This is a genomic window from Pseudoalteromonas sp. P1-13-1a, from assembly GCF_001401875.1.
Taxonomy (GTDB): domain Bacteria; phylum Pseudomonadota; class Gammaproteobacteria; order Enterobacterales; family Alteromonadaceae; genus Pseudoalteromonas.
Genome location: NZ_LKDV01000012.1, coordinates 72,115 through 92,696, shown reverse-complemented (window position 1 = coordinate 92,696; position 20,582 = coordinate 72,115). Strand labels below are relative to the sequence as shown.

Genomic DNA, 20,582 nt, shown 5'->3' with positions numbered 1-20,582 from the left:
AACACTTAATTAAGCGAATTGGTATTAAATAAAAATTCACACCATTTGCACTAAAAACGACACAGCAATTCATAACTATACCAATGAACGCTAAAAAAGCGTGATCCTAAACCTTTAATTTATTTAAATTGCATTAAACTATCTAAATGTTAACTGAACCAATAAAGTTTTAATGAATATTTATTCATTGGGTGGAGCTTTACGTTTACGTAAAGGGTATTGGTGTGCTCCCTTTGTTTTTACAAAATGTTAAAATTGACACCAGTGTCATGAAAAAATAACGCACAAAAAAGCACTAAATGTTAAAACTTATGAGTTAAAAAGAAACCTTGCCTTGAAGTGAGAAATATTCAAGAATGTGAATATGTATTCAAAATAATATTGACTCTATTTACTATAGAGGCTAGTTTTGTGCGTCTGTTAGCAAATCGTCGAGCAGTTCATTCACGTTAACAGTGCAGCAAGGGAGGGGTCTATGTTATACGACTCAACATTAGAAAAAGATAATTGTGGCTTTGGCTTAATAGCCCAAGTAAATGGTCAAGCTAGTCATCGGCTTATTCGTACAGCTATTACTGGACTTGATCGCATGCAACACCGCGGTGGTATATCTGCCGATGGTAAAACAGGCGACGGCTGTGGTTTATTACTCCAAAAACCTGACAGTTTTTTTCGTGCCATTGCTAACGAGCATAACTGGCACTTAGGTAAAAATTACGCCGTAGGCATGGTTTTCTTAAATTCAGATCCCGTTTTAGCACAAGCTGCAAAACAGGTTTTATGTGAAGAATTAGAACAAGAAACACTTAAAATACTTGGTTGGCGTGAAGTGCCTACTGACCCTTCAATGCTAGGGCCAATTGCTACACAGCAATTACCTGGTTTTGAACAAATTTTTGTTAGTGCGCCGGAAGGTTGGCGTTCTAAAGATTTAGAGCGACGTTTATATGTAGCACGTCGCCGCGCAGAAAAGCGTTTAGCAGAGGATGAGTCGTTTTATATTGCGAGTTTATCGGGGTTAGTGACTATCTATAAAGGCCTTATGATGCCTGCAGATTTGCCTAACTTTTATTTAGACTTAGCTGATATTCGTATGACCAGCGCTATTTGTGTATTCCATCAGCGTTTTTCTACTAATACTCAGCCGCGTTGGCCTTTAGCACAACCATTTAGGTATTTAGCGCATAATGGTGAAATTAATACCATTGAAGGTAACCGCCAATGGGCTCGTGCACGTTCGTATAAGTTTTCTTCGCCACTTATTCCTGATTTACAAAGCGCAGCGCCGTTTGTAAACGAAACTGGCTCTGACTCATCAAGCCTAGACAACATGCTGGAGCTGTTTTTAGCGGGTGGCATGGATTTATTCCGTGCTATGCGTATGCTAGTGCCACCTGCATGGCAAAAAAATCGTGCTATGGATGATGACTTACGTGCATTTTACGACTTTAACTCTATGCATATGGAGCCGTGGGATGGCCCTGCGGGCATTGTTATGTCTGATGGGCGTTTTGCAGCGTGTAACCTTGATAGAAATGGCCTGCGCCCGGCGCGCTATGTTATTACTCAAGATGGCTTTATTACACTGGCCTCTGAGGTAGGGATTTGGGATTACACTGCAGATGAAGTGGTCGAAAAAGGCCGTGTAGGGCCAGGCGAGCTTTTAGTAATTGATACTAAATTAGGCAAAATCTGGCACTCAGATGAAATCGACCAAGATTTAAAATCGCGTCACCCTTATAAGTCATGGCTTGAAGAAAATGTTAAACGCCTAACTCCGTTTGAAGAGCTTACCGAACAGGATGCAGGTAATCGCTCATTTGATGACGAAACGCTTGTTAAATACCAAAAAATGTTTGGTTACACTAACGAAGAGCTCGATAGTGTAATTCGTGTAATGGGTGAAAATGGCCAAGAAGCAACAGGTTCTATGGGTGATGACACGCCATTTGCTGTGTTAAGCGAAGGGCATCGTTCACTGTATGATTACTTCCGCCAAAAGTTTGCGCAAGTAACTAACCCGCCAATCGATCCGCTGCGTGAAAACCACGTAATGTCATTAGCAACGTGTATCGGTAGTGAGCAAAACGTATTTAATGAAACCACAGGCCATGCTAAGCGTCTACAGTTTGATACGCCAATTTTAATGTATGCTGATATGCAGCAGCTACTAAATGCTGATGACGAGCATTACAGCTACTGTAAAATTGATATTACATACACAGCAGAGGAAGGTTTAGAAAAAGCGGTTGCACGTATTTGCGACGCTGCACAAGAAAAAGCAGCTGCAGGCTGTGTAATGCTTATTTTATCTGACCGTAACTTTAGCGAAACCCAATTACCAATTCCTGCTGCAATGGCGGTAGGTGCTGTACAAAAACGTTTAGTAGATAATAACTTACGTTGTGAGTCTAATATTATTATTGAAACGGGCAGCGTACGCGATGCACACCAATTTGCTGTATTACTTGGTTTTGGTGCAACCGCAATATACCCATACCTTGCATACGAGTCACTGGTTGCGATGAGCGACAGTAAAGTGATTGAAAAATCGTACTGCGAAGTGACGCTTTCGTACCGAAAAGCTATAAATAAAGGCCTTTACAAAATTATGTCTAAAATGGGCATAAGTACGATTGCATCGTACCGTTGTTCAATGCTTTTTGAAGCCGTTGGTTTATCAGATGCCATGATAGAGATGTGTTTTAAAGGCGTAGCAAGTCGTATTAAAGGCGCCTGTTTTAGCGATTTTGATAGTGATCAGCAAAAGCTACATAAACTTGCTTTTAGTAAGCGTAAGTTACTCAGCCACGGCGGTTTATTAAAATATGTTCACGGTGGTGAATACCACGCTTACAATCCTGATGTTATTCAAACGCTACAAAAGGCCGTACGTTCAGGCGATTATAAAGACTACTCAGCCTATGCTGATTTAGTTAATAACCGTCCTATTGCAACGCTACGCGATATGTTAGCGCTTAAATTACCTGAAAAAGGTATTAGCATTGATGATGTTGAGCCGGCTGAATTTTTATACCAGCGCTTTGATTCTGCAGCAATGAGTATTGGTGCACTTTCGCCAGAGGCGCATGAAGCGCTAGCCATTGCAATGAACCGCCTTGGGGGCTGTTCAAATTCTGGTGAAGGTGGAGAAGACAAACTCCGTTACAACACCGAGAAAAACTCACGAATCAAACAAGTTGCCTCGGGTCGATTTGGTGTAACGCCGCACTACCTTCGTAATGCTGATGTAATACAAATCAAAGTGGCACAGGGTGCTAAACCGGGTGAAGGCGGACAATTACCAGGCGAAAAAGTAACGCCGTATATTGCAAAGCTTCGTTATTCGGTACCCGGTGTAACATTAATTTCACCACCACCGCATCACGATATTTACTCGATTGAAGATTTAGCCCAGCTAATATTTGACTTAAAACAAGTAAATCCTGAAGCGATGATCTCGGTTAAGTTGGTATCTGAGCCAGGGGTAGGCACAATTGCTACCGGTGTAGCTAAAGCATACGCTGATTTAATTACAATTTCGGGTTACGACGGTGGCACAGGCGCAAGCCCGCTTACGTCTGTAAAGTATGCAGGTAGCCCTTGGGAGCTTGGCCTAGCAGAAACCCAGCAAGCACTTGTTGAAAATGGCCTTCGTCACCGGATTCGCCTGCAAACAGATGGTGGCTTAAAAACAGGTTTAGATATCATTAAAGCCGCTATTTTAGGTGCTGAGAGCTTTGGCTTTGGTACGGGTCCAATGGTGGCGCTAGGTTGTAAATACCTACGTATTTGTCATTTAAACAACTGTGCGACCGGTGTTGCAACGCAGGATGAAACACTTCGTCAAAAGCATTATCACGGCTTACCAGAAATGGCGATGAACTACTTTAAGTTTATCGCACAAGAAGCGCGCGAAATTATGGCAAGCTTAGGTGTTGCTAATCTAACTGACTTAATTGGCCGTTTAGATTTACTTGAAGCAATTGAAGGTAAAACAGCGAAGCAAAAGAAAATAGATTTATCGTCTGTGATTGCTCAGCCAAATAACCCAACGGGCGAAACCTTATTTTGTAGTGCGCCAAATAGCTCTCATTATTTAGGTGAACTTAACGAAACGTTACTAGGCAAAGCACAACAAGCAATTGATACTTCTTCGGGTATTTCGCTAGTAAGCCGCATATGTAATACAGACCGTTCAGTTGGCGCAATGCTGTCGGGTTACATAGCCTCAAAGCATGGCAACCAAGGTATGGCTGCAGATCCAGTATCGATTGAGCTACATGGTACTGCAGGGCAATCATTTGGTGTTTGGAATGCTGGTGGCCTTGAAATGACCCTTATTGGCGATGCAAACGACTACGTGGGTAAAGGCATGGCTGGTGGTAAGCTTGTTATACGTCCACCACTGGGTTCATCGTTTGAAAGTCATAAAGCGACCATTGTAGGTAACACATGTTTGTACGGTGCTACGGGTGGTAAGTTATTTGCCGCAGGCTGTGCTGGTGAGCGTTTTGCAGTGCGTAACTCTGGCGTGCAAGCCGTTGTTGAAGGCGTAGGTGATAACGGCTGTGAATACATGACTGGCGGCGTTGTATGTGTGCTAGGTAATGTAGGCGTTAACTTTGGTGCGGGTATGACAGGTGGTTTTGCTTATATTTTAGATGAGCGAAGTGACTTTGAAAAACGCATTAATCCAGAGCTTGTAGAAGTAGTAACACTTGATGATTTAAGCTCGCACCAAGAGCATTTGCGCGGCCTAATTGCTGAGCATTTAGAGCTTACAGGTTCATGTCGAGCAGAAACCATTTTAGCTAATTTTGAACTGTATTTACCTATGTTCAAACTAGTTAAACCAAAATCAAGTGATGTAAAAAGTTTACTCGGGCACCGCGCTCGTAGTAGCGCAGAACTTCGTGTTCAAGCGCAATAAGGGGGCAGTATGAGCGAAAATGTATATCAATTTATAGACGTGCAGCGTGTTGATCCACGCAAAAAACCAATCTCGTCGCGTAAAAAATCTTTCGTGGAAATTTACGAACCCTTTTCTGAGAATCAGGTAAATTCACAAGCTGACCGTTGTTTAGATTGTGGTAACCCTTACTGTGAATGGAAATGCCCAGTGCATAACTACATTCCTCAGTGGTTAAAATTAATTAGAACTGGCCGTATTTTAGAAGCGGCTGAGCTTTCTCATCGTACAAATAGCTTGCCTGAAGTGTGTGGACGCGTATGTCCACAAGATAGGCTGTGTGAAGGTTCATGTACGCTTGATGAAGAGTTTGGCGCAGTAACAATAGGTAATATTGAAAAATACATTACCGATACCGCATTTAAAATGGGCTGGAAGCCAGACATGTCATACGTGACATGGACGGATAAAAAAGTGGCGATTATTGGTGCGGGTCCGGCTGGGTTAGGGTGCGCAGATATTTTAGTGCGTAACGGTGTAAAACCAGTGGTTTTTGACCGTCACCCAGAAATTGGTGGATTACTGACTTTTGGTATCCCTTCTTTTAAACTTGAAAAAGAAGTAATGCAAAAGCGCCGTGAAATTTTCACCGAAATGGGTGTTGAATTTAAGCTAAACGTTGAAGTGGGTGTAGATATCACTATGGACGAAATTTTAGCTGACTACGACGCGGTATTTTTAGGTGTAGGTACATATCAGAGTATGCGCGCTGGTCTTGAAAACGAAGACGCGCCAGGCGTACACGATGCACTCCCATTTTTAATTGGTAACACAAATCGCGTTATGGGTTACGATGAGAAAAATCAAGCGTGCATTGATATGGCCAATCAAAAGGTTGTGGTACTTGGCGGTGGTGATACCGCGATGGACTGTGTGCGAACTTCTATTCGCCAAAATGCAGCTAAAGTAACGTGTGCTTATCGTCGTGATGAAGAAAATATGCCAGGCTCTAAACGTGAAGTTAAAAACGCTAAAGAAGAAGGTGTAAACTTTACTTTTAATGTACAGCCAACGGGCATTGTACTTGATGATAATGGCCATGTTGCCGGCGTTAAAATGGTTAAAACTCAACTTGGTGAGCCTGATGAAAACGGCCGTAGCCGAGCAGAAGTAGTACCAGGCTCAGAGCACGTACTTGAGGCAGACCAAGTTATTATGGCGTTTGGCTTTAAACCACACAAACTGGACTGGTTAGAAAAGTATGATGTAGAAATTAACCACTGGGGCGGCATTAACGCACCAGAGCAAGGTGAATTTACTCATCAAACAACTAATCCAAAAATATTTGCAGGTGGCGATATAGTGAGAGGCTCTGATTTAGTTGTAACAGCTATTTTTGAAGGCCGTAACGCTGCTGAAGGTATTATGGATTATTTAGAGGTTTAATTAGCGCGTTACGTTTTTAAATGTAATAAAGGCAAGTGAACGGGCTTAATGCCGATAAACTAAGGCATATTTAATGATCCATTGACCGAGAGGCTACTGGTTAATATATAAAGGCTTCTGAATTGATTCAGGAGCCTTTTCTTTTGCAACTCACTACCGCAATTGCCCTGCCAATGGACATGCATTAAACACAGAATGACTAGGGCAACCCAGTGATTTCCTTTGTCCTGTGTTTACTAAGCAATGTTCAGGACCTGTAGGTGCAGCAACGATAAGACATAAAAGATTACCTGCCGAGATGGCATTGTGAACCGTCATTTGTATGTCACTTTATCGCGAAGACCCACGCAGGAGTATTGTCAGTAAATTAAGTTTAGCATTGCCCAGTAAAACAAGAGCAAGCTTATCCAAGGTGTGTGCTACCTAAACCCAGTAAGTACCCCAATAAAAACGCCAGTCAGCTCTTAACTGATAGGCTCGCTTCTTTAAGTGAAAAAGTATTAAAAAATTGCCATTAACCAATAATTAACGAGTAAATCTTGCTTAAAGTGCTATTTCAGTACAAACTTGCAGCTAACTTCTTTTTTGAATCCTCGGATAATGAGTTTTTAAAGCTCACTTGCAATTAAAAATAATAATATGAATGCATACTCAGACAACAGAGAAAGAAAGCTAATTGTACGCTTTTTTTCGACTATCGGATTTATAGCTACCTTCGCTATGGCGTGTAATGCATTGTCTAATACAGATGTAATACTTGGTACTATGCTGTTAGTTTCTGCGGGGGTTTATGCGTGGGCTTTTAGCCTTTACCGTGCAGTCGAAAAATCAGCGACGACCATTTTATATAATCTTTACTGTTTAATGCTCTATTTAGTGATCACGGGCGGAGCTGAAGGAACCGGCCCCATTTGGATATTTATTGTATCACCGGTGACTTATTCAATCAGAGGCCTTAAAAAGGGAACTGTTGATATCATAGCTTTTTTATTTGCAGTGATTGCTGGGTTTATCATCACAGATAGTTTTAATATTTACGATTACCAACCTGAAGCACTGCCGCTGAGGGTAGTTATCTCCTTTATTATAGTGGCCTTATTAAGCGGTTTTTACGAGCGCTCACGCGAAAAATACAATGAAAAAATAGTTGCGCTGAGTATTAAAAATGAACGCCTCGCCACAATAGATCATTTAACTGATTTACCAAATAGACGTTTTATGATGAAAGAGCTGGCGCAGCTTAAACATCTTCATAAAAAAACTAAACAGCCTTATGTAATTTTGTTAGCTGATGTTGATAATTTCAAAAAAATTAATGACAACTACGGCCACGACTTTGGTGATGAAGCGTTAACTCAACTTGCCAATATTTTAAAAAAGAGTTTGCCAAAGCAAGCTATAGCTTCGCGTTGGGGCGGTGAAGAGTTTTTAATTGCATTACCAAACAGCGACAAAGAGCAGGGGCAGAGTATTGCAGAAAAAATTCATGCAGAATTACAAAAAAAACCAGTGCGTATGAATGGAAACTCGGTAGTATTAACTATAAGTATAGGGCTTGCGCAAAGCCAGTTAACTACAACTATAGCCCAAGACATAAAACTGGCCGACGAGCGTTTATACAAAGCAAAAGAGCAAGGTAAAAATAGAACGTGCTCTTAGCAGCAGCTATGTTAGTCAGTCCATAGAAAAGCTATCGAGGCTTGGGCGGCTTTTACTTTTTCGCCGCTGCACACTTAAATAACATATTGCACTGCACAGTATTTGTGATAGTAAAAGTAACCATTGATGATTAGTCACAATGTTGCCAATAATAAACCACTGCCATACACTCACAGTTACTTGATAAACCAATATAATTTTTAAAAAGCTAAAAAGTTTTAGTTTAAATTCTGCGTGCTTAAATTTACTAAACCCTATAAGCAAAAAGCTCAAAACTACAAGTAGCCACCCAGTAACATGGCAAAAATTTATCAGCATGTTTTGCATTTAAAACGTCTCTCCACTGTTGTAGCAAAAGTATAACTTAGGCGTGTGCCATAATAAGCTCTTTAGCATTTGCCTTAGCGGTTTTACTTATATTGTCGCCACCAAGCAAGCGCGCAATTTCGTTAATGCGTCCGTCTTTATTTAGGCTGAGCATTTGGGTAAAAGTCTCACCTTGTGCAATTTCTTTTGCTACAAAAAACTGCTGGTGCGCACTGCTTGCAACCTGCGGTAGATGAGTTACACAAATAACCTGTGTTGATTTTCCTAGTTGGCGTAGTAATTTCCCTACAGAGGAAGCGGTAGGGCCTGATATTCCAACGTCAACTTCGTCAAAAATAAGCGTTGGCGTTGTCACTTTTTGCGCAATAATCACCTGTATAGCTAAGCTTATACGCGACAACTCACCACCCGAAGCTACTTTAGCTAAAGGCTGCAATGGCTGCCCAGGATTAGTAGAAACCAAAAACGAAACACTATCAAAACCTAGCGCGTTGGGTTGGCGTTCAACTTCTTGGTTAAGCTGAATTTCAAAGACCCCATTTTCCATCGACAGGTTAGCCATGCTGTCACTAATTAGTTGGTTTAAGGTATTAGCATATTTTTGACGGCTTTCGCTTAATTGTTCGCCGGCTTTTTGGTATGCACTGAGCGCATTACTTATTTCATCGTCTAATTGTGCCAAACGTGAGCTATTGTTGCTAATTGACTCCAGCTCTTGTGTTAAACCTTGATGAAACTCAACCAGCTCTTGTGGCTTTATGTGATGCTTGCGGGCTAAGTCCATTGCGCCACTTAAGCGGGTTTCCACCTCTGTTAATCGGGTGGGGTCTAGGTCGGCTTGCTCTGCATAGTTTCTTACTTCTCTGCTTGCTTCTTCTACTTGAACTGCGGCTTCATCTAATAATGCAGCCACACCAGCTAAACTTTCATCATAATTTGCAAGCTCGGCAAATTGCTGTGCGCTGTGTTGAAGCATAGAGCAGGCATTTTGTTCATCACTTTCGTATAGGTGCTGCAGTTCGCGCTGACACGCTTCTAAAATAGTTTGGCTATTACTTAGTTTGTAGTGTTCGGCTTCTATTTTTTCAAACTCGCCGTCTTGTAAGGCAAATTCGTCTAATTCGGCAACTTGGTATTCGAGTAATTGTTTTTGCGCAGCTTGCTGTAGCTGCTGTTGCTCAAGCTGTTTAAATTCTTTTTGTAGGTTTGCATAGAGCTTATAGCTTTGACTAACCGCTTTTACAAGCTGGTTATGGCCTGCATAGGCGTCAAGCAGCTGCAGCTGGTGTTCAGCTTTTAAAAGGTGCTGATGAGCATGTTGCCCGTGAATAGAAATTAAGTATTGTCCCAGCTCTTTAAGTTGAGCGGCTGTAACAGCGCTGCCATTGATATAACTTTTACTTCGACCATTTTTACATACAACACGTCTAAGTAGGCACTCGTTGTCGTTACTGGTGAGCATGTGTTGTTCTAAAAATGCTTTGGCAAGAGGGAGAGCAGTTAAATCAAATTGTGCACACACTTCGGCTTTATCTGTACCTGGGCGAACAGCCGACGCTTCAGCGCGTTCGCCAAGGCACAGTGAAAGAGCATCAATGGCAATAGATTTACCCGCGCCGGTTTCACCCGTGATCGCCGTCATGCCGTTATGCCACTCAGTGCTTAAATTACTTACAATTGCAAAATTTTTAATTTCTAAACCAATTAACATACTGTTCATCCATCCAGTGAATTAACTGTTAATTTATACAGTGTTTAGGTTTTTTGCAAATTAATTTTTTACTTTTTAAGCAACACTGGCATTTTGAGAAAGCTGTTCATCAGTATTCGCACTTTCATCAGAAGGGCCTTCTTCAGTATTTTCAAGGGTTTCGCTTTGATTTACAGGTGTATCAGTTTTAATTTGTAGAATTAATGAAGGTAAAATTTCTTGATAAAACGCTTTATTAAAAAGTATACCTTGCTGCGGTAACTCACTCACAAAGTACTGTATATTGTCTTGCAGAGCTTGTGTATTTTCACTTTGCACTGCTTTTTGAAACTCAATCGAAAGCGTACTTACTAAACTGTCGCTAATATCTTCTAAATGCTGTAGGTTTTCCTCTGTATGAGGTTGAACCACAAAAAAGTTACTCACAATTGCCTGAATTTGCGCTACATATTTAGGTCTTATTATTTTGGCTTCTAATAAATTGTTAAGCTTAGTTTTAAGACGAGTGTTTACGTGGGCAACACGTTCGCTAAATTGTTTTTTTTTGATTTCTAGGGCTTTTTTTCTATTGTTTTCAACCCTAATGTAAGCGCCAAGCAAAGTGATAAGTAATAACAAAGCAAAGATAACAACATAAGTCATTGCTAGATATTCCTAGTTTGATTAATTTTTATTTGTTTTGTATTTTGCGCTAAAGCACTACACATGGCAATAAAATTAGTATAAACGGCTGCCCCAATTAAGTTTAGTACGTAAAACGTTGTAGTAAGAGTAGTTTTTTGGGTGAATTAAGCGCAGTTTTCTATCTGCTTTTTTAATTACGACTTCATCGCCAGGTAAAACGGCAAGCACGACATGGCTGTCGCAACTGACTTGTAAACTGTCGGTGTTATCAAGGCTTAACTTTAAACGTACCTCATTATCTGCATCAACAACTAATGGCCTGCTCGATAATGTATGCGGAAACATAGGTACGAGTGAAATAGCATTAAGCTCAGGCGTTAAAATAGGGCCTCCACCCGATAAAGAATAAGCTGTAGAGCCTGTTGGGGTTGATACAATTAAACCATCAGAGCGTTGAGAAAACACAAAGTCATTATTGATAAAAGCCTCAAACTCAATCATGTGGGCTACTTTATCGGCATGCAGCACCGCTTCGTTGACGGCTGAATTGGCGCTTTTAAGTTCATTATGACGGTATACTTCTACTTCGAGTAAAAAACGTTTCTCTTCTAAATAGTCGCCACTTAATACTTGCTCAAGGCTGCCTTCAAAGCCTTCGGGGTTTAAATCGGTTAAAAAGCCCAAATTACCCCTGTTAACCCCAATTACAGCGACATCAAAGCGTGCCAACACACGTGCAGCACCAAGCATATTGCCATCACCCCCTACAACAATAGCAAGGTCAGCTTGTTCGCCTAAGCTAACAAGGTCAACTTGATGCGTATCAGGCACATCAGATAATTGCCCGCCGGTGCGCTTTTCTACAATCACTGTAAAGCCAAGAGCCGATAAAAAAGTATGTAAACGTTGTAACGTAGCCGCAGCTTTAGGGTGGTTTGGCTTACCTATAAGGCCAATAATTTTAAACGGTGAGTGCATAATGGCAGCAATAATAGTAATAATATTTTTGTAGAGTAACTCAAAACACAAATGTTTGAAAACATAGATTTAGCTATATGATAATGATTCAATTAAGGCTTTATATTACAAAGCTGCTAAGTAATAGTTATTAGCTTAATATATTACATTCCACTTTAACTTTGGTATTTACTGTTTAAAAATAGTGCTTGCAGCGTTTTATTGGAATACCTGCAATAGCATATTCACTTAAAGCGTGCTTTAGGCTTGAATTTGTTTTAACTGCCCCGATATATCTTTCATGCAACAAGATGTAGATAACATGAATATAAACCCACGAGATCAACAAATTTTTTCAGCAGTGATGAGCCTTTACTGTAATGGTGAAGGATTGCCCGTTCCATCAACAAAAATAGCGAAGCAAAAAGGTATGGCGGTATGCTCTGCCACTGTACGAAATGCTATGGCGCGACTTGAAAAAGTAGGCTTGTTATATTCCCCTCATACATCAGCAGGGCGTGTGCCAACAAACCAAGGGTTTGATTATTGGTTTGATGAGTTTTTTCCGTTAGCTGATATTGCAAATTATTGGCAGCCAGAGCAAACACAGTTAGTTGAGCTTGCGCATGGGCTGAGCCAAAAGTATCAAGTATGTTGCTGCGTTGGCCTACCTCAGGCAAGTTCACAACAAGTATTTAGAGTAGAAGTGCTTGAGTTTGATTCTAACAATTGGTTGGTATTACTCATAGACAGGGCAGGGCAAAGCCACAATATTTGCATCAACAAACCTGATGACTCATCAGATGCAGTGCGCTACCAATTTGCTACTTGGTTAAACACGGTTTTCAGCCAACAAACTTTAATGGAGGGTTTGTACCGCATGCAAGCTATGGCAAACACCGCACCGCGTAACTGCCATGACTCACTCACACAGTGGACACGCCAACTTAGTCAAAAGTTAGGGTCTGATAACAGCATTGTCGTCGGCGAAAACTATTTATATAAAAAAATCGACTGCGAACAAAGCTTAAATATTGGCGTTTCATTTTTAAATTTTGTCGAAGATAAACTCGCATTTAAAAATGGTGTATCAGTATTAAACACTGAAAACTTACCGTTTACTGACTGCAATGAGCTGATTGTAATTAGTGTTCCGTATTTTCAGGAACAAGAATATCAAAGCCGTTTTTGCGTAATTTGTCCTAAATCGGCGCAAATTGAACAATTAATCCAAGAATTTAAATTATTAGAGCCATCTAACTCTTGAATCTTTTTATTCAATCCCCATAATTACCGCAGTTGTAAAGAATTGGAGCACGTATTTTATGTCTGAGCAGACACAAAAACCAGAGCAAGAAGTAGAACTAAACGAAGAAGTAGCTCAAATGGAAGCTGATGTTGAAGCTGCAGTGGAAGCCGCAGAGCAGCATGAGGCAGACCAAGAGCAAAGCCCTGAAGCTGAAATTGCAATGTTATATGCAGAGCTTGAAGCTGCAAAACAAACAATTGCAGATCAAAAAGACAGTGTTGTACGCGCCGCCGCAGATGTAGATAATATTCGTCGTCGTGCCGCGCAAGACGTAGAAAAAGCACATAAATTTGCACTGGAAAAGTTTGCTAACGAATTACTACCGGTAATCGATAACCTAGAGCGCGCTATTGAGTTTTCTGATAAAGAAAACGAAACCTTAAAGCCAGTGCTTGAAGGTATTGATATGACAGTTAAAAGCTTCAACGATGCGGTTGCAAAGTTTGGCGTTGAAATTGTTAATCCACAAGGTGAGCAGTTTAATCCAGAATTCCATCAGGCTATGTCTATCCAGCCGAGTAACGATGTATCACCAAATACAGTACTTGCAGTAATGCAAAAAGGCTATACTTTAAATGGCCGTTTATTGCGCCCAGCAATGGTTATGGTATCTAAAGAAGCTGACGCTTAATTAGTTACTGCTTGTTATAAAAAATGCCTCATGATGAGGCATTTTTTTTGTCTATTTTATAGTGGATTAATTGCACAAGTATAGTCAGTAGCACAGCGCTAAACATTAAGCTCGAAAACGGCACAGCACTTTTAGCATGCATAACTGCCAGAAGAGGACCTACAAGTGCGCCACTGCCAAAGCGCAGCGTACCGATGACAGCTGTAGCGGTGCCGGTGTTTTTTTCAAATTTCATTAATATCAACGAATCAGCATTACTCGCTGTTACCCCTAAGCTCATCATTAATGGCGCAATAGCCGCTACAATATAATATAAAGAAAGGTGTAATAAACTAAACGTAAGCAGTGCCAGTCCTGAGCAAAAACCACATACAAGTCCAATGTAGAGCATTTTACGAGAGCCGATTTTTGGCACTATTCTGGTATTTAAAAAGTTACCAAACATTAGAGCCATGACATTAAAGGCAAATAAAATCCCGAATAATTGCTCGGAGACATCATATAAATCAAGGTATACAAAAGGCACTGAGGTTAAAAAACAAAAAAAGCCAAACGAGACAAACATCGAGCTTAAAATATCTGCACGGGCATCTTTGTTACTCAGCACAGTTTTATAACTATCAAAAAACAAGGCTAGGCCTTTTTTTTCATTTTTATGAATGGGGATATCTATTAAATATATTTGAACAAGCGCTAATATTAAAAAGCTATATCCAGCAAGCACTAAGAATATAGTTGACCATACCGAAAACCCTAAAATAAATGACCCAACAGAGGGGGCAACTAAGGGGGCTACCATCATAATCATAGAAACATACGACATGCCTTTAGCGGTGTTTTTTTGATAAATATGCCTAATTACGCCAGGCACAACCACCGTGGCGGCCGCCCCGGTGAATGCTTGCACGGCTCTAAGTACCCAAAAGGTCTGTATTTCGCTGGTAAAGGCCAGCGCAAATGAGCTTGCACCAAATAAGGTTAAGCCAATACGGGCTAGTTTTCGTCGTCCGAGTTGATCGGCAACAGGGCCAAAAAATAGCATACCTAACGAGTAGCCAGCCAAATAAATACTTAGCGAAATTTGTACATTTGGCATACTGGTTTGTAAATCGTTCGCTATAACCAACATGGCCGGTAAATACATATCAATAGCTAATGGCGTTATAGCCACAATACTGGCTAACAAAGGTAACAATATTCGGGTATTAAAAGACGAGGCCGAGGCGTCCATGTAATCACTCAACATTCACTAAAAACAGGGCCTACAGTGTAACAGGGCAAAGCAAGGGTATAAACTGAGTTTGACTAGTAAGTTAATTTATTTACATACAATAAAAAGCGAAGCAATAAAGGAGCAAAGATTCTAAACTGGCACTGTGTTTGCTATTCTACAGCTAATAAAAAATAAAGACTTGAAGGAAACACTATGAAAAAACTAGCCCTTGCCTTACTCGCAACTGCAGTTTTAGCAGGCTGTAAAACATCGCCTACGGGGCGTACGCAAATAGCACTGTATTCAGAGCAACAAATGAGTGAAATGGGCTCGGCCAGTTTTGCTCAAATGAAAGAATCACAGCCAATTAATAAAGATGCTAAAACCAATGCGTATGTAAATTGTATTGCTGATAAGGTCGTGGCTGTTTTACCACAAGAATATGCTTCTCAAAACTGGGAAGTTGTTGTATTTGAAGATGAGTCGGCCAATGCTTTTGCACTACCAGGGGGCTATATTGGAGTACATACGGGCTTATTAAAAATAGCCACCAATCAAGATCAGCTTGCAACAGTACTCGGGCACGAAGTAGGCCACGTTATAGCAGAGCATTCAAATGAACGTGTATCACAAAGCTCAATATTAGATACAGGTATGCAGTTAGGCAGCGCTGCACTTGAAATGGGTAACGTGCAATACCGTAACGAAATTATGCAAGGTCTTGGACTCGGCGCACAGTATGGCGTAGTTTTACCGTTTAGCCGCTCGCACGAATCAGAGGCCGATACCATTGGCTTAGATTTAATGGCGCAGGCGGGCTTTAACCCACAAGAGTCGGTAACGCTTTGGCAAAATATGAGCGCAGCAGGCAGTGGTAGCACACCAGAGTTTTTATCTACTCACCCTGCACCGAGTAATCGTATTAAAAACTTACAATCACAAATGAGCGAAGCGCTTAGCGAGCAAAATAAGGCTAAATCGCAGGGTAAAAACCCGCAATGTACGCTGTAAATTAGTTTTTATATAAAAAGCCCCTGTAAGCAGTTTACTTACAGGGGCTTTATTTTATTAAGTATCAAGTTATTACTCATACCAATTCGCATAAATAAGTGATCTATTTTGGGGATGGATAAACATGTTGATAGCAAGGCAAAAAATTCGCTATTTAGTTGTTCTAAATGAGAATTTTTTAACGCAGATAGCGACACGTTTAGCCCCGCAAAATGATTAGATATTATTGCGGATTGGTATTACTTAGTGCTTGTTTAAACACTGCTTTAAAGCGCTCAAAATCTTCTACTTGTGGTAAGTGCCCTAAATTATCAAGTTCAAACAATTGTGCATTAGGAATAAGCGCAGCAGCGTGCTTTCCTAATTTGTCGTAACGCCCCAGCTCGTAATCAATTCCGTCTTTTTTCCAGTTTCGGCCAGGCCCCGTTCTGTCGCGTGTGCCAATAATTAATTTAACTGGCACGGATAGGTCTTTAAATTCAGTGATCACAGGTTGGGTAAAAATCATATCGTAGGTTTTAGCGTTAACCCAAGCAATTTGCTCTTTATCTGGGCCTTGTATCTGTCCTGTTATAAAGTCAGTAAGGGCAGAGTAGGTGGCATTCCACTTTCCATCGTAATAGTTTTTTTGTTGGTACTTTTTAACGCCCTCGGGGGTTTTGTTAAGCTCATTTTTATAAAAGAAGTTGGTGTCTTTGTATTTTACATAGTGTAGATAGTTTTCAAGCCCTATGGGGTTAAGTAAAATCAGTTTAGAGGTTGTATCTGGGTACATTAATGCAAAGCGGCTCGCTAGCATCCCGCCCATAGAGTGACCAACAACAATCGACTTCTGTAAATTTAGCGAGTCCATTAATGCGCGTGTATGATGAGCTAGCGCCGCAAACGAATATTGATAGTTAGTCGGCTTAGAGGATTTACCAAAGCCAATTTGATCAGGGATCAACACGCCAAAGCCAAGCGATTGTAAGTAACGTGCTGTGGGGCTCCAGTAGTCGGCATTAAAGTTTTTACCGTGCATTAGCGTAACGGTAGGCATATTTTTTTTAGTTGGCTTTAAATGAATATATGCCATTTTTAGGGAATGTTTTTGTGACTCAATATTATAGTAATTTACTTTAAAGTCGTACTGGTAATTAGTTAAAAGGGCATCATAAGCGAGGGAGTGAGCGTGTTCTGTACTACTGGCAAACGTATTATTCGTTAATGCTAACAATGTAGAAAAACATATAACTTTAAATGGCGACATTTTGTTACTCCTTTAAAAGAAGAGCCATAAGCTCAAAAGAAGTAAGACAATAACCAAGTATTACAGGCTGTTCAATTAAATAGTGTTCAAGGCATAAAAAAACGGAGCGCTTTAAAGGACTCCGTTAATGTATTTTAAACCTAAAGAGACTACTTAAAATGTCCACTCAACATGTATTTGTGGAACTGACTCAGTGACCTCGGTCCCTAGCTTGTTGTGCCAATATTGTAATTCCATACCCAGTAACAGCGTGTTTTCTTTCATTTCTAGGGCGTGGCCCATATCCCACACTAAAATAGGCTGTGCAAGTATCCATGCTTCTACGTCGTTACCAAATTCATCTTCGCGCTCTGCGATGTATTCAGCGTGTCCTTTAAAGCTAAATTTTTGCGAGCCTAGGGTAAACGGGTATTCAAAGGCAACATCAAACATCCAGCTATTAGTTTCAATAGGAGCGCCGCCTTTTGCTACGCCTTCACTGTCGTCAATATAGGCAGTCACAAGTGTTTGAAAAAAGTTGAACCCGGGCACATCCCAGCTTAATTTAACACCCGGCAAGTACTTCATCATTTTAGCATCGCCAGCTACGTTAATACCGCCAGTAAGGCCTACATCTAGTAGTGCACCTGCGCCAATTTTTTCACCGCTGATAGCCGATAAGCTTAGCGTTGAATACCATTCGCCGTAAAAGTCACTATCTTGGTAGCCGTCGGTTGTATCGTCTTTGCTGTAATCAATAAAGAAAAAGTTATCACCGTAATCATAGCCCGATGCATGCTGCAGCGAGTAAACAGTCGTATCTGATTCTTGCTTGGTAAATGGGTTTTTTTGATCGCCATTATTAACATGTAATGCGGTACTGCTCCAGTTAGCAGCAAGGGCAGAAGATGATAAAGCGATTGACGTAAGGGTAACGAGGGGGAGTAATTTTTTAAATTTCATAATCTGTATTTAACTATAATTTTAGTGACACGCGAAAGCGCGCATTATAGCACAAGGTCTTGATTTGTAGATTATTATTTTAACATATGTTGCAGCTTACTTATTAAGCTGCAACATCGGGTTTTGCACAAAGTTTAGGCTTTATTACGACGTAAACAAATAACGGCAATGGCAGTAAAAGCTAAAATAAAGCAGTAGTAAGATGAGGTTGATACTTCCCACGGGCTAATTTTAAACGTAGCACCTAACAGTAATGCTTGCGCACCATAGGGCAGTGAGCCTTGCGTAACACATGCAAAAATATCGAGCAAGCTTGCAGAGCGTTTACCAGTTATTTCACCATCATCAGCAAGCTTTTTAGCAATAGGACCTGCAACTATAATTGACACCGTGTTATTGGCTATACACACGTTACTGGTTAATACCAAGGCTGCTATACCAAGCTGATCAGCTACTTTGCGGTGCCACTTGGCAATCACTTTTGTAATGGCTTGAATTTTTTGTGCCAGAAAATCAAGGCCGCCGTTAATACGAATAAATTCAGATAAGCCACCAATGAACATAGAAAGTAAAAATATTTCCTGCATATCGGTAAAGCCTTTGTAAATATCTTTTACAAAGCTTGCACCTTCATAGCTGCCGGTAAAGCCCATTAGCGCAGCAAATACAATACCGCTAAATAGCACCACAAAGACGTTCATACCGGCTACAGCCAATACTAAAATAAAGGCATAGGGCAGCACTAATAATAAATCAAAATCTTTTGTTTCTACTGCTTGTGGCGCAGGGGTTAAATAAAGCAGCAAAGCAATGGTTAATACTGCCGCAGGAACCGCTATTTTTAAGTTTTCTTTAAACTTGTCTTTCATTTCACAGCTCTGCGTACGTGTTGCAGCAATGGTTGTGTCTGAAATAATAGAAAGGTTATCACCAAACATTGCGCCCGATACTATCGTACCGGCCATTAGCGCAGGGTCGATACCAGTTTTAACCGATACCGCATAAGCAATTGGCCCGATAGCGCCAATGGTACCCATAGATGTACCCATTGCGGTAGAGACAACCGCTGCAATTAAAAATAGACCAGGCAATAACAGCGACGGGGGTATAAGTGACAAGCCGGCATTTACCACTGCATCTACACCACCGGTTGCACTTGCAACGGCCGAAAATGCACCGGCAAGTAAATAAATTAAACACATGGTAATAATGTTGTTGTGTCCTGCACCTTTAATAAAGGTTTCAACACATTGGTTTACAGTGCCTTTATTTAAAATAAAGGCAAGCATAATAGCGGGTAAAATTGCAACCGGGGCAGGGAGCTGATAAAAAGCGTAATCGACCCCTTGAGATTGTAAATATAAACCTGAGCCTAAAAAAAGGGCTACAAAAGTAAGAAGGGGAAGCAAAGACAATATTGCTTTGTTTTTATTAAATGTTGGCTGCATTAGTATTCCTCATAACCAGTTAGTATAACCACAGCCAAAACTCCTCTTTTAGCTGAATTTAGTAGATCACGCTTTAGTAAAAAGGTGATGACCACAGCGCCCGCAAGCCAAAGACCAAATCGACGCGAAAGAGAAGTTTAAATGTATAGATGGCTAAAGTAAACTGGTATTGTTATTATTATTTAATTAAAGGCTTACCTGACTATTGCACGACTTTTAGATAATATCTACCGGTGTGCGATTATATGCGACTAATAATTGTTCAATGCAAGTGTAGGTCGGCAAATTAGTCAAGGTACGCAACGACAGATCCAACTAAATCAGATTAAGGCAATAACAATGAATCGAATCGGTGTTTTTGGTGCTAACGGCAGAATGGGCTTAGCCTTATTAGAAGCCGCGACAATTAAAGAGCAAACACAACTTGGTGGTGCGTATGTTCGCAGCAGCTCATCGTTATTGGGTATTAATGTAAATCAAGTAAACAGTGCAGCCGACAAAACCATTTGTTTTAGCGACGAGAATAAGGTTGTTGATGTTGATGTACTTATCGACTTTACGTTACCAGCAGGTATGCGCAATCACTTAAAAACAGCGCTCGATAAAAAACTGCCTATGGTTATAGGCACCACAGGTTTAACGAGCGAAGACATGGCATTATTAGAAAATGCTGCTAAACATATTCCTATTGTGTTTGCGCGTAACTACAGCGTTGGCGTTAATGTGCTACTCAACCTAGTGCAAACGGCGGCCACTAAATTTGGTGATGACTTAGATATAGAAGTTTTTGAAGCGCATCATCGTCATAAAATAGATGCACCATCGGGCACGGCATTGGCCATTGGTGAATCTATTGCACAGGCTAAAGGGTGGGATCACGATGAAGTAGCAGTATACGACCGCAGCCAAGTAGAAACCGCAAAATCGCAAAATGAAATTGGCTATTCGGTCTTAAGAGGCGGTGACATAGTAGGTGAACACACCGCCTATTTCGCAACTATGGGCGAAAGGCTTGAATTAACCCACAAAGCAAGCTCGCGAATGACCTTTGCGTTAGGTGCTATAAGGGCTGCGCAGTGGTTACAAAACAAACCAGCAGGACTTTATGATATGCAAGATGTGCTAGATCTGAAGTAGTTTAGT

At 40.7% G+C, this 20,582-nt stretch carries 14 protein-coding genes; 7 read left to right on the top strand and 7 right to left on the bottom strand.

The genetic code is table 11. From position 1 onward, the window contains the following. Nucleotides 1-475 precede the first annotated feature (475 nt). The 3 genes from gltB to AN391_RS09700 all read left to right on the top strand — a co-directional run bounded on the left by gltB (nt 476) and on the right by AN391_RS09700 (nt 8,017). On the top strand, nt 476-4,933 hold the full coding sequence (gene gltB, locus AN391_RS09710) for a glutamate synthase large subunit (RefSeq protein WP_055015229.1): 4,458 nt from the start codon (nt 476-478) through the stop codon (nt 4,931-4,933). Nucleotides 4,934-4,942: 9 nt separating this feature from the next. Beyond that, complete coding sequence (locus tag AN391_RS09705) at nt 4,943-6,358, top strand: FAD-dependent oxidoreductase (protein WP_055015228.1); 1,416 nt, start codon at nt 4,943-4,945, stop codon at nt 6,356-6,358. 639 nt (nt 6,359-6,997) lie between these two features. Next, nucleotides 6,998-8,017 carry a GGDEF domain-containing protein gene (locus tag AN391_RS09700; protein WP_235576482.1) on the top strand — a complete coding sequence of 340 codons (1,020 nt, stop codon included), beginning with the start codon at nt 6,998-7,000 and terminating at the stop codon, nt 8,015-8,017. 364 nt (nt 8,018-8,381) lie between these two features. Here AN391_RS09700 and recN read toward each other — a convergent pair whose 3' ends face one another. The 3 genes from recN to nadK all read right to left on the bottom strand — a co-directional run bounded on the left by recN (nt 8,382) and on the right by nadK (nt 11,657). Further along, nucleotides 8,382-10,055 (bottom strand): DNA repair protein RecN, encoded by a 1,674-nt coding sequence (gene recN, locus AN391_RS09690; protein WP_055015225.1) that lies wholly within the window; start codon nt 10,053-10,055, stop codon nt 8,382-8,384. A gap of 75 nt (nt 10,056-10,130) precedes the next feature. Further along, nucleotides 10,131-10,697, bottom strand: a complete 567-nt coding sequence (locus tag AN391_RS09685; protein WP_055015224.1) for a hypothetical protein — start codon at nt 10,695-10,697, stop codon at nt 10,131-10,133. 75 nt (nt 10,698-10,772) lie between these two features. After that, nucleotides 10,773-11,657 (bottom strand): NAD(+) kinase, encoded by an 885-nt coding sequence (nadK, locus tag AN391_RS09680; RefSeq protein WP_055015249.1) that lies wholly within the window; start codon nt 11,655-11,657, stop codon nt 10,773-10,775. A gap of 280 nt (nt 11,658-11,937) precedes the next feature. Between nadK and AN391_RS09675 the strand changes: the two genes are divergently transcribed. Continuing rightward, complete coding sequence (locus AN391_RS09675; protein ID WP_055015223.1) at nt 11,938-12,903, top strand: HrcA family transcriptional regulator; 966 nt, start codon at nt 11,938-11,940, stop codon at nt 12,901-12,903. Between the two features lie 58 nt (nt 12,904-12,961). Further along, a complete protein-coding gene (gene grpE / locus AN391_RS09670) occupies nt 12,962-13,576 on the top strand; it encodes a nucleotide exchange factor GrpE (RefSeq protein ID WP_055015222.1) in 615 nt (204 codons plus the stop codon). 28 nt (nt 13,577-13,604) lie between these two features. Here the strand turns inward: grpE and AN391_RS09665 are convergent, their stop codons facing one another. Next, entirely contained in the window at nt 13,605-14,807 is a 1,203-nt protein-coding gene (locus tag AN391_RS09665) for a Bcr/CflA family multidrug efflux MFS transporter (RefSeq protein ID WP_055015221.1), read from the bottom strand. Nucleotides 14,808-15,002: 195 nt separating this feature from the next. Here AN391_RS09665 and AN391_RS09660 point away from each other — a divergent pair, with 195 nt between their 5' ends. Then, nucleotides 15,003-15,800 (top strand): M48 family metallopeptidase, encoded by a 798-nt coding sequence (locus AN391_RS09660; RefSeq protein ID WP_055015220.1) that lies wholly within the window; start codon nt 15,003-15,005, stop codon nt 15,798-15,800. Nucleotides 15,801-16,023: 223 nt separating this feature from the next. Here AN391_RS09660 and AN391_RS09655 read toward each other — a convergent pair whose 3' ends face one another. From AN391_RS09655 to AN391_RS09645, 3 genes are all read right to left on the bottom strand, one after another. After that, nucleotides 16,024-17,049, bottom strand: coding sequence for an alpha/beta fold hydrolase (locus AN391_RS09655; RefSeq protein ID WP_055015219.1), 1,026 nt, complete (start codon nt 17,047-17,049; stop codon nt 16,024-16,026). Nucleotides 17,050-17,202: 153 nt separating this feature from the next. Further along, nucleotides 17,203-17,991: a hypothetical protein gene (locus tag AN391_RS09650; protein ID WP_055015218.1), complete on the bottom strand. Its 789-nt coding sequence runs from the start codon at nt 17,989-17,991 to the stop codon at nt 17,203-17,205. 134 nt (nt 17,992-18,125) lie between these two features. Further along, nucleotides 18,126-19,439, bottom strand: coding sequence for a Na+/H+ antiporter NhaC family protein (locus AN391_RS09645; RefSeq protein ID WP_055015217.1), 1,314 nt, complete (start codon nt 19,437-19,439; stop codon nt 18,126-18,128). 339 nt (nt 19,440-19,778) lie between these two features. Between AN391_RS09645 and dapB the strand changes: the two genes are divergently transcribed. Then, nucleotides 19,779-20,576, top strand: a complete 798-nt coding sequence (gene dapB / locus AN391_RS09640; protein WP_055015216.1) for a 4-hydroxy-tetrahydrodipicolinate reductase — start codon at nt 19,779-19,781, stop codon at nt 20,574-20,576. The last annotated feature ends 6 nt before the right edge of the window (nt 20,577-20,582 follow it).

Excerpts from the sequence above, each read along its gene's own strand:
- AN391_RS09700 (WP_235576482.1), top strand. The coding sequence starts at position 6,998 with ATGAATGCATACTCAGACAACAGAGAAAGAAAGCTAATTGTACGCTTT.
- AN391_RS09685 (WP_055015224.1), bottom strand. The coding sequence starts at position 10,697 with ATGACTTATGTTGTTATCTTTGCTTTGTTATTACTTATCACTTTGCTT.
- AN391_RS09660 (WP_055015220.1), top strand. The coding sequence starts at position 15,003 with ATGAAAAAACTAGCCCTTGCCTTACTCGCAACTGCAGTTTTAGCAGGC.
- AN391_RS09650 (WP_055015218.1), bottom strand. The coding sequence starts at position 17,991 with ATGAAATTTAAAAAATTACTCCCCCTCGTTACCCTTACGTCAATCGCT.
- AN391_RS09675 (WP_055015223.1), top strand. The coding sequence starts at position 11,938 with ATGCAACAAGATGTAGATAACATGAATATAAACCCACGAGATCAACAA.
- nadK (WP_055015249.1), bottom strand. The coding sequence starts at position 11,657 with ATGCACTCACCGTTTAAAATTATTGGCCTTATAGGTAAGCCAAACCAC.
- AN391_RS09705 (WP_055015228.1), top strand. The coding sequence starts at position 4,943 with ATGAGCGAAAATGTATATCAATTTATAGACGTGCAGCGTGTTGATCCA.
- dapB (WP_055015216.1), top strand. The coding sequence starts at position 19,779 with ATGAATCGAATCGGTGTTTTTGGTGCTAACGGCAGAATGGGCTTAGCC.
- gltB (WP_055015229.1), top strand. The coding sequence starts at position 476 with ATGTTATACGACTCAACATTAGAAAAAGATAATTGTGGCTTTGGCTTA.
- grpE (WP_055015222.1), top strand. The coding sequence starts at position 12,962 with ATGTCTGAGCAGACACAAAAACCAGAGCAAGAAGTAGAACTAAACGAA.
- AN391_RS09645 (WP_055015217.1), bottom strand. The coding sequence starts at position 19,439 with ATGCAGCCAACATTTAATAAAAACAAAGCAATATTGTCTTTGCTTCCC.
- AN391_RS09665 (WP_055015221.1), bottom strand. The coding sequence starts at position 14,807 with ATGGACGCCTCGGCCTCGTCTTTTAATACCCGAATATTGTTACCTTTG.
- AN391_RS09655 (WP_055015219.1), bottom strand. The coding sequence starts at position 17,049 with ATGTCGCCATTTAAAGTTATATGTTTTTCTACATTGTTAGCATTAACG.
- recN (WP_055015225.1), bottom strand. The coding sequence starts at position 10,055 with ATGTTAATTGGTTTAGAAATTAAAAATTTTGCAATTGTAAGTAATTTA.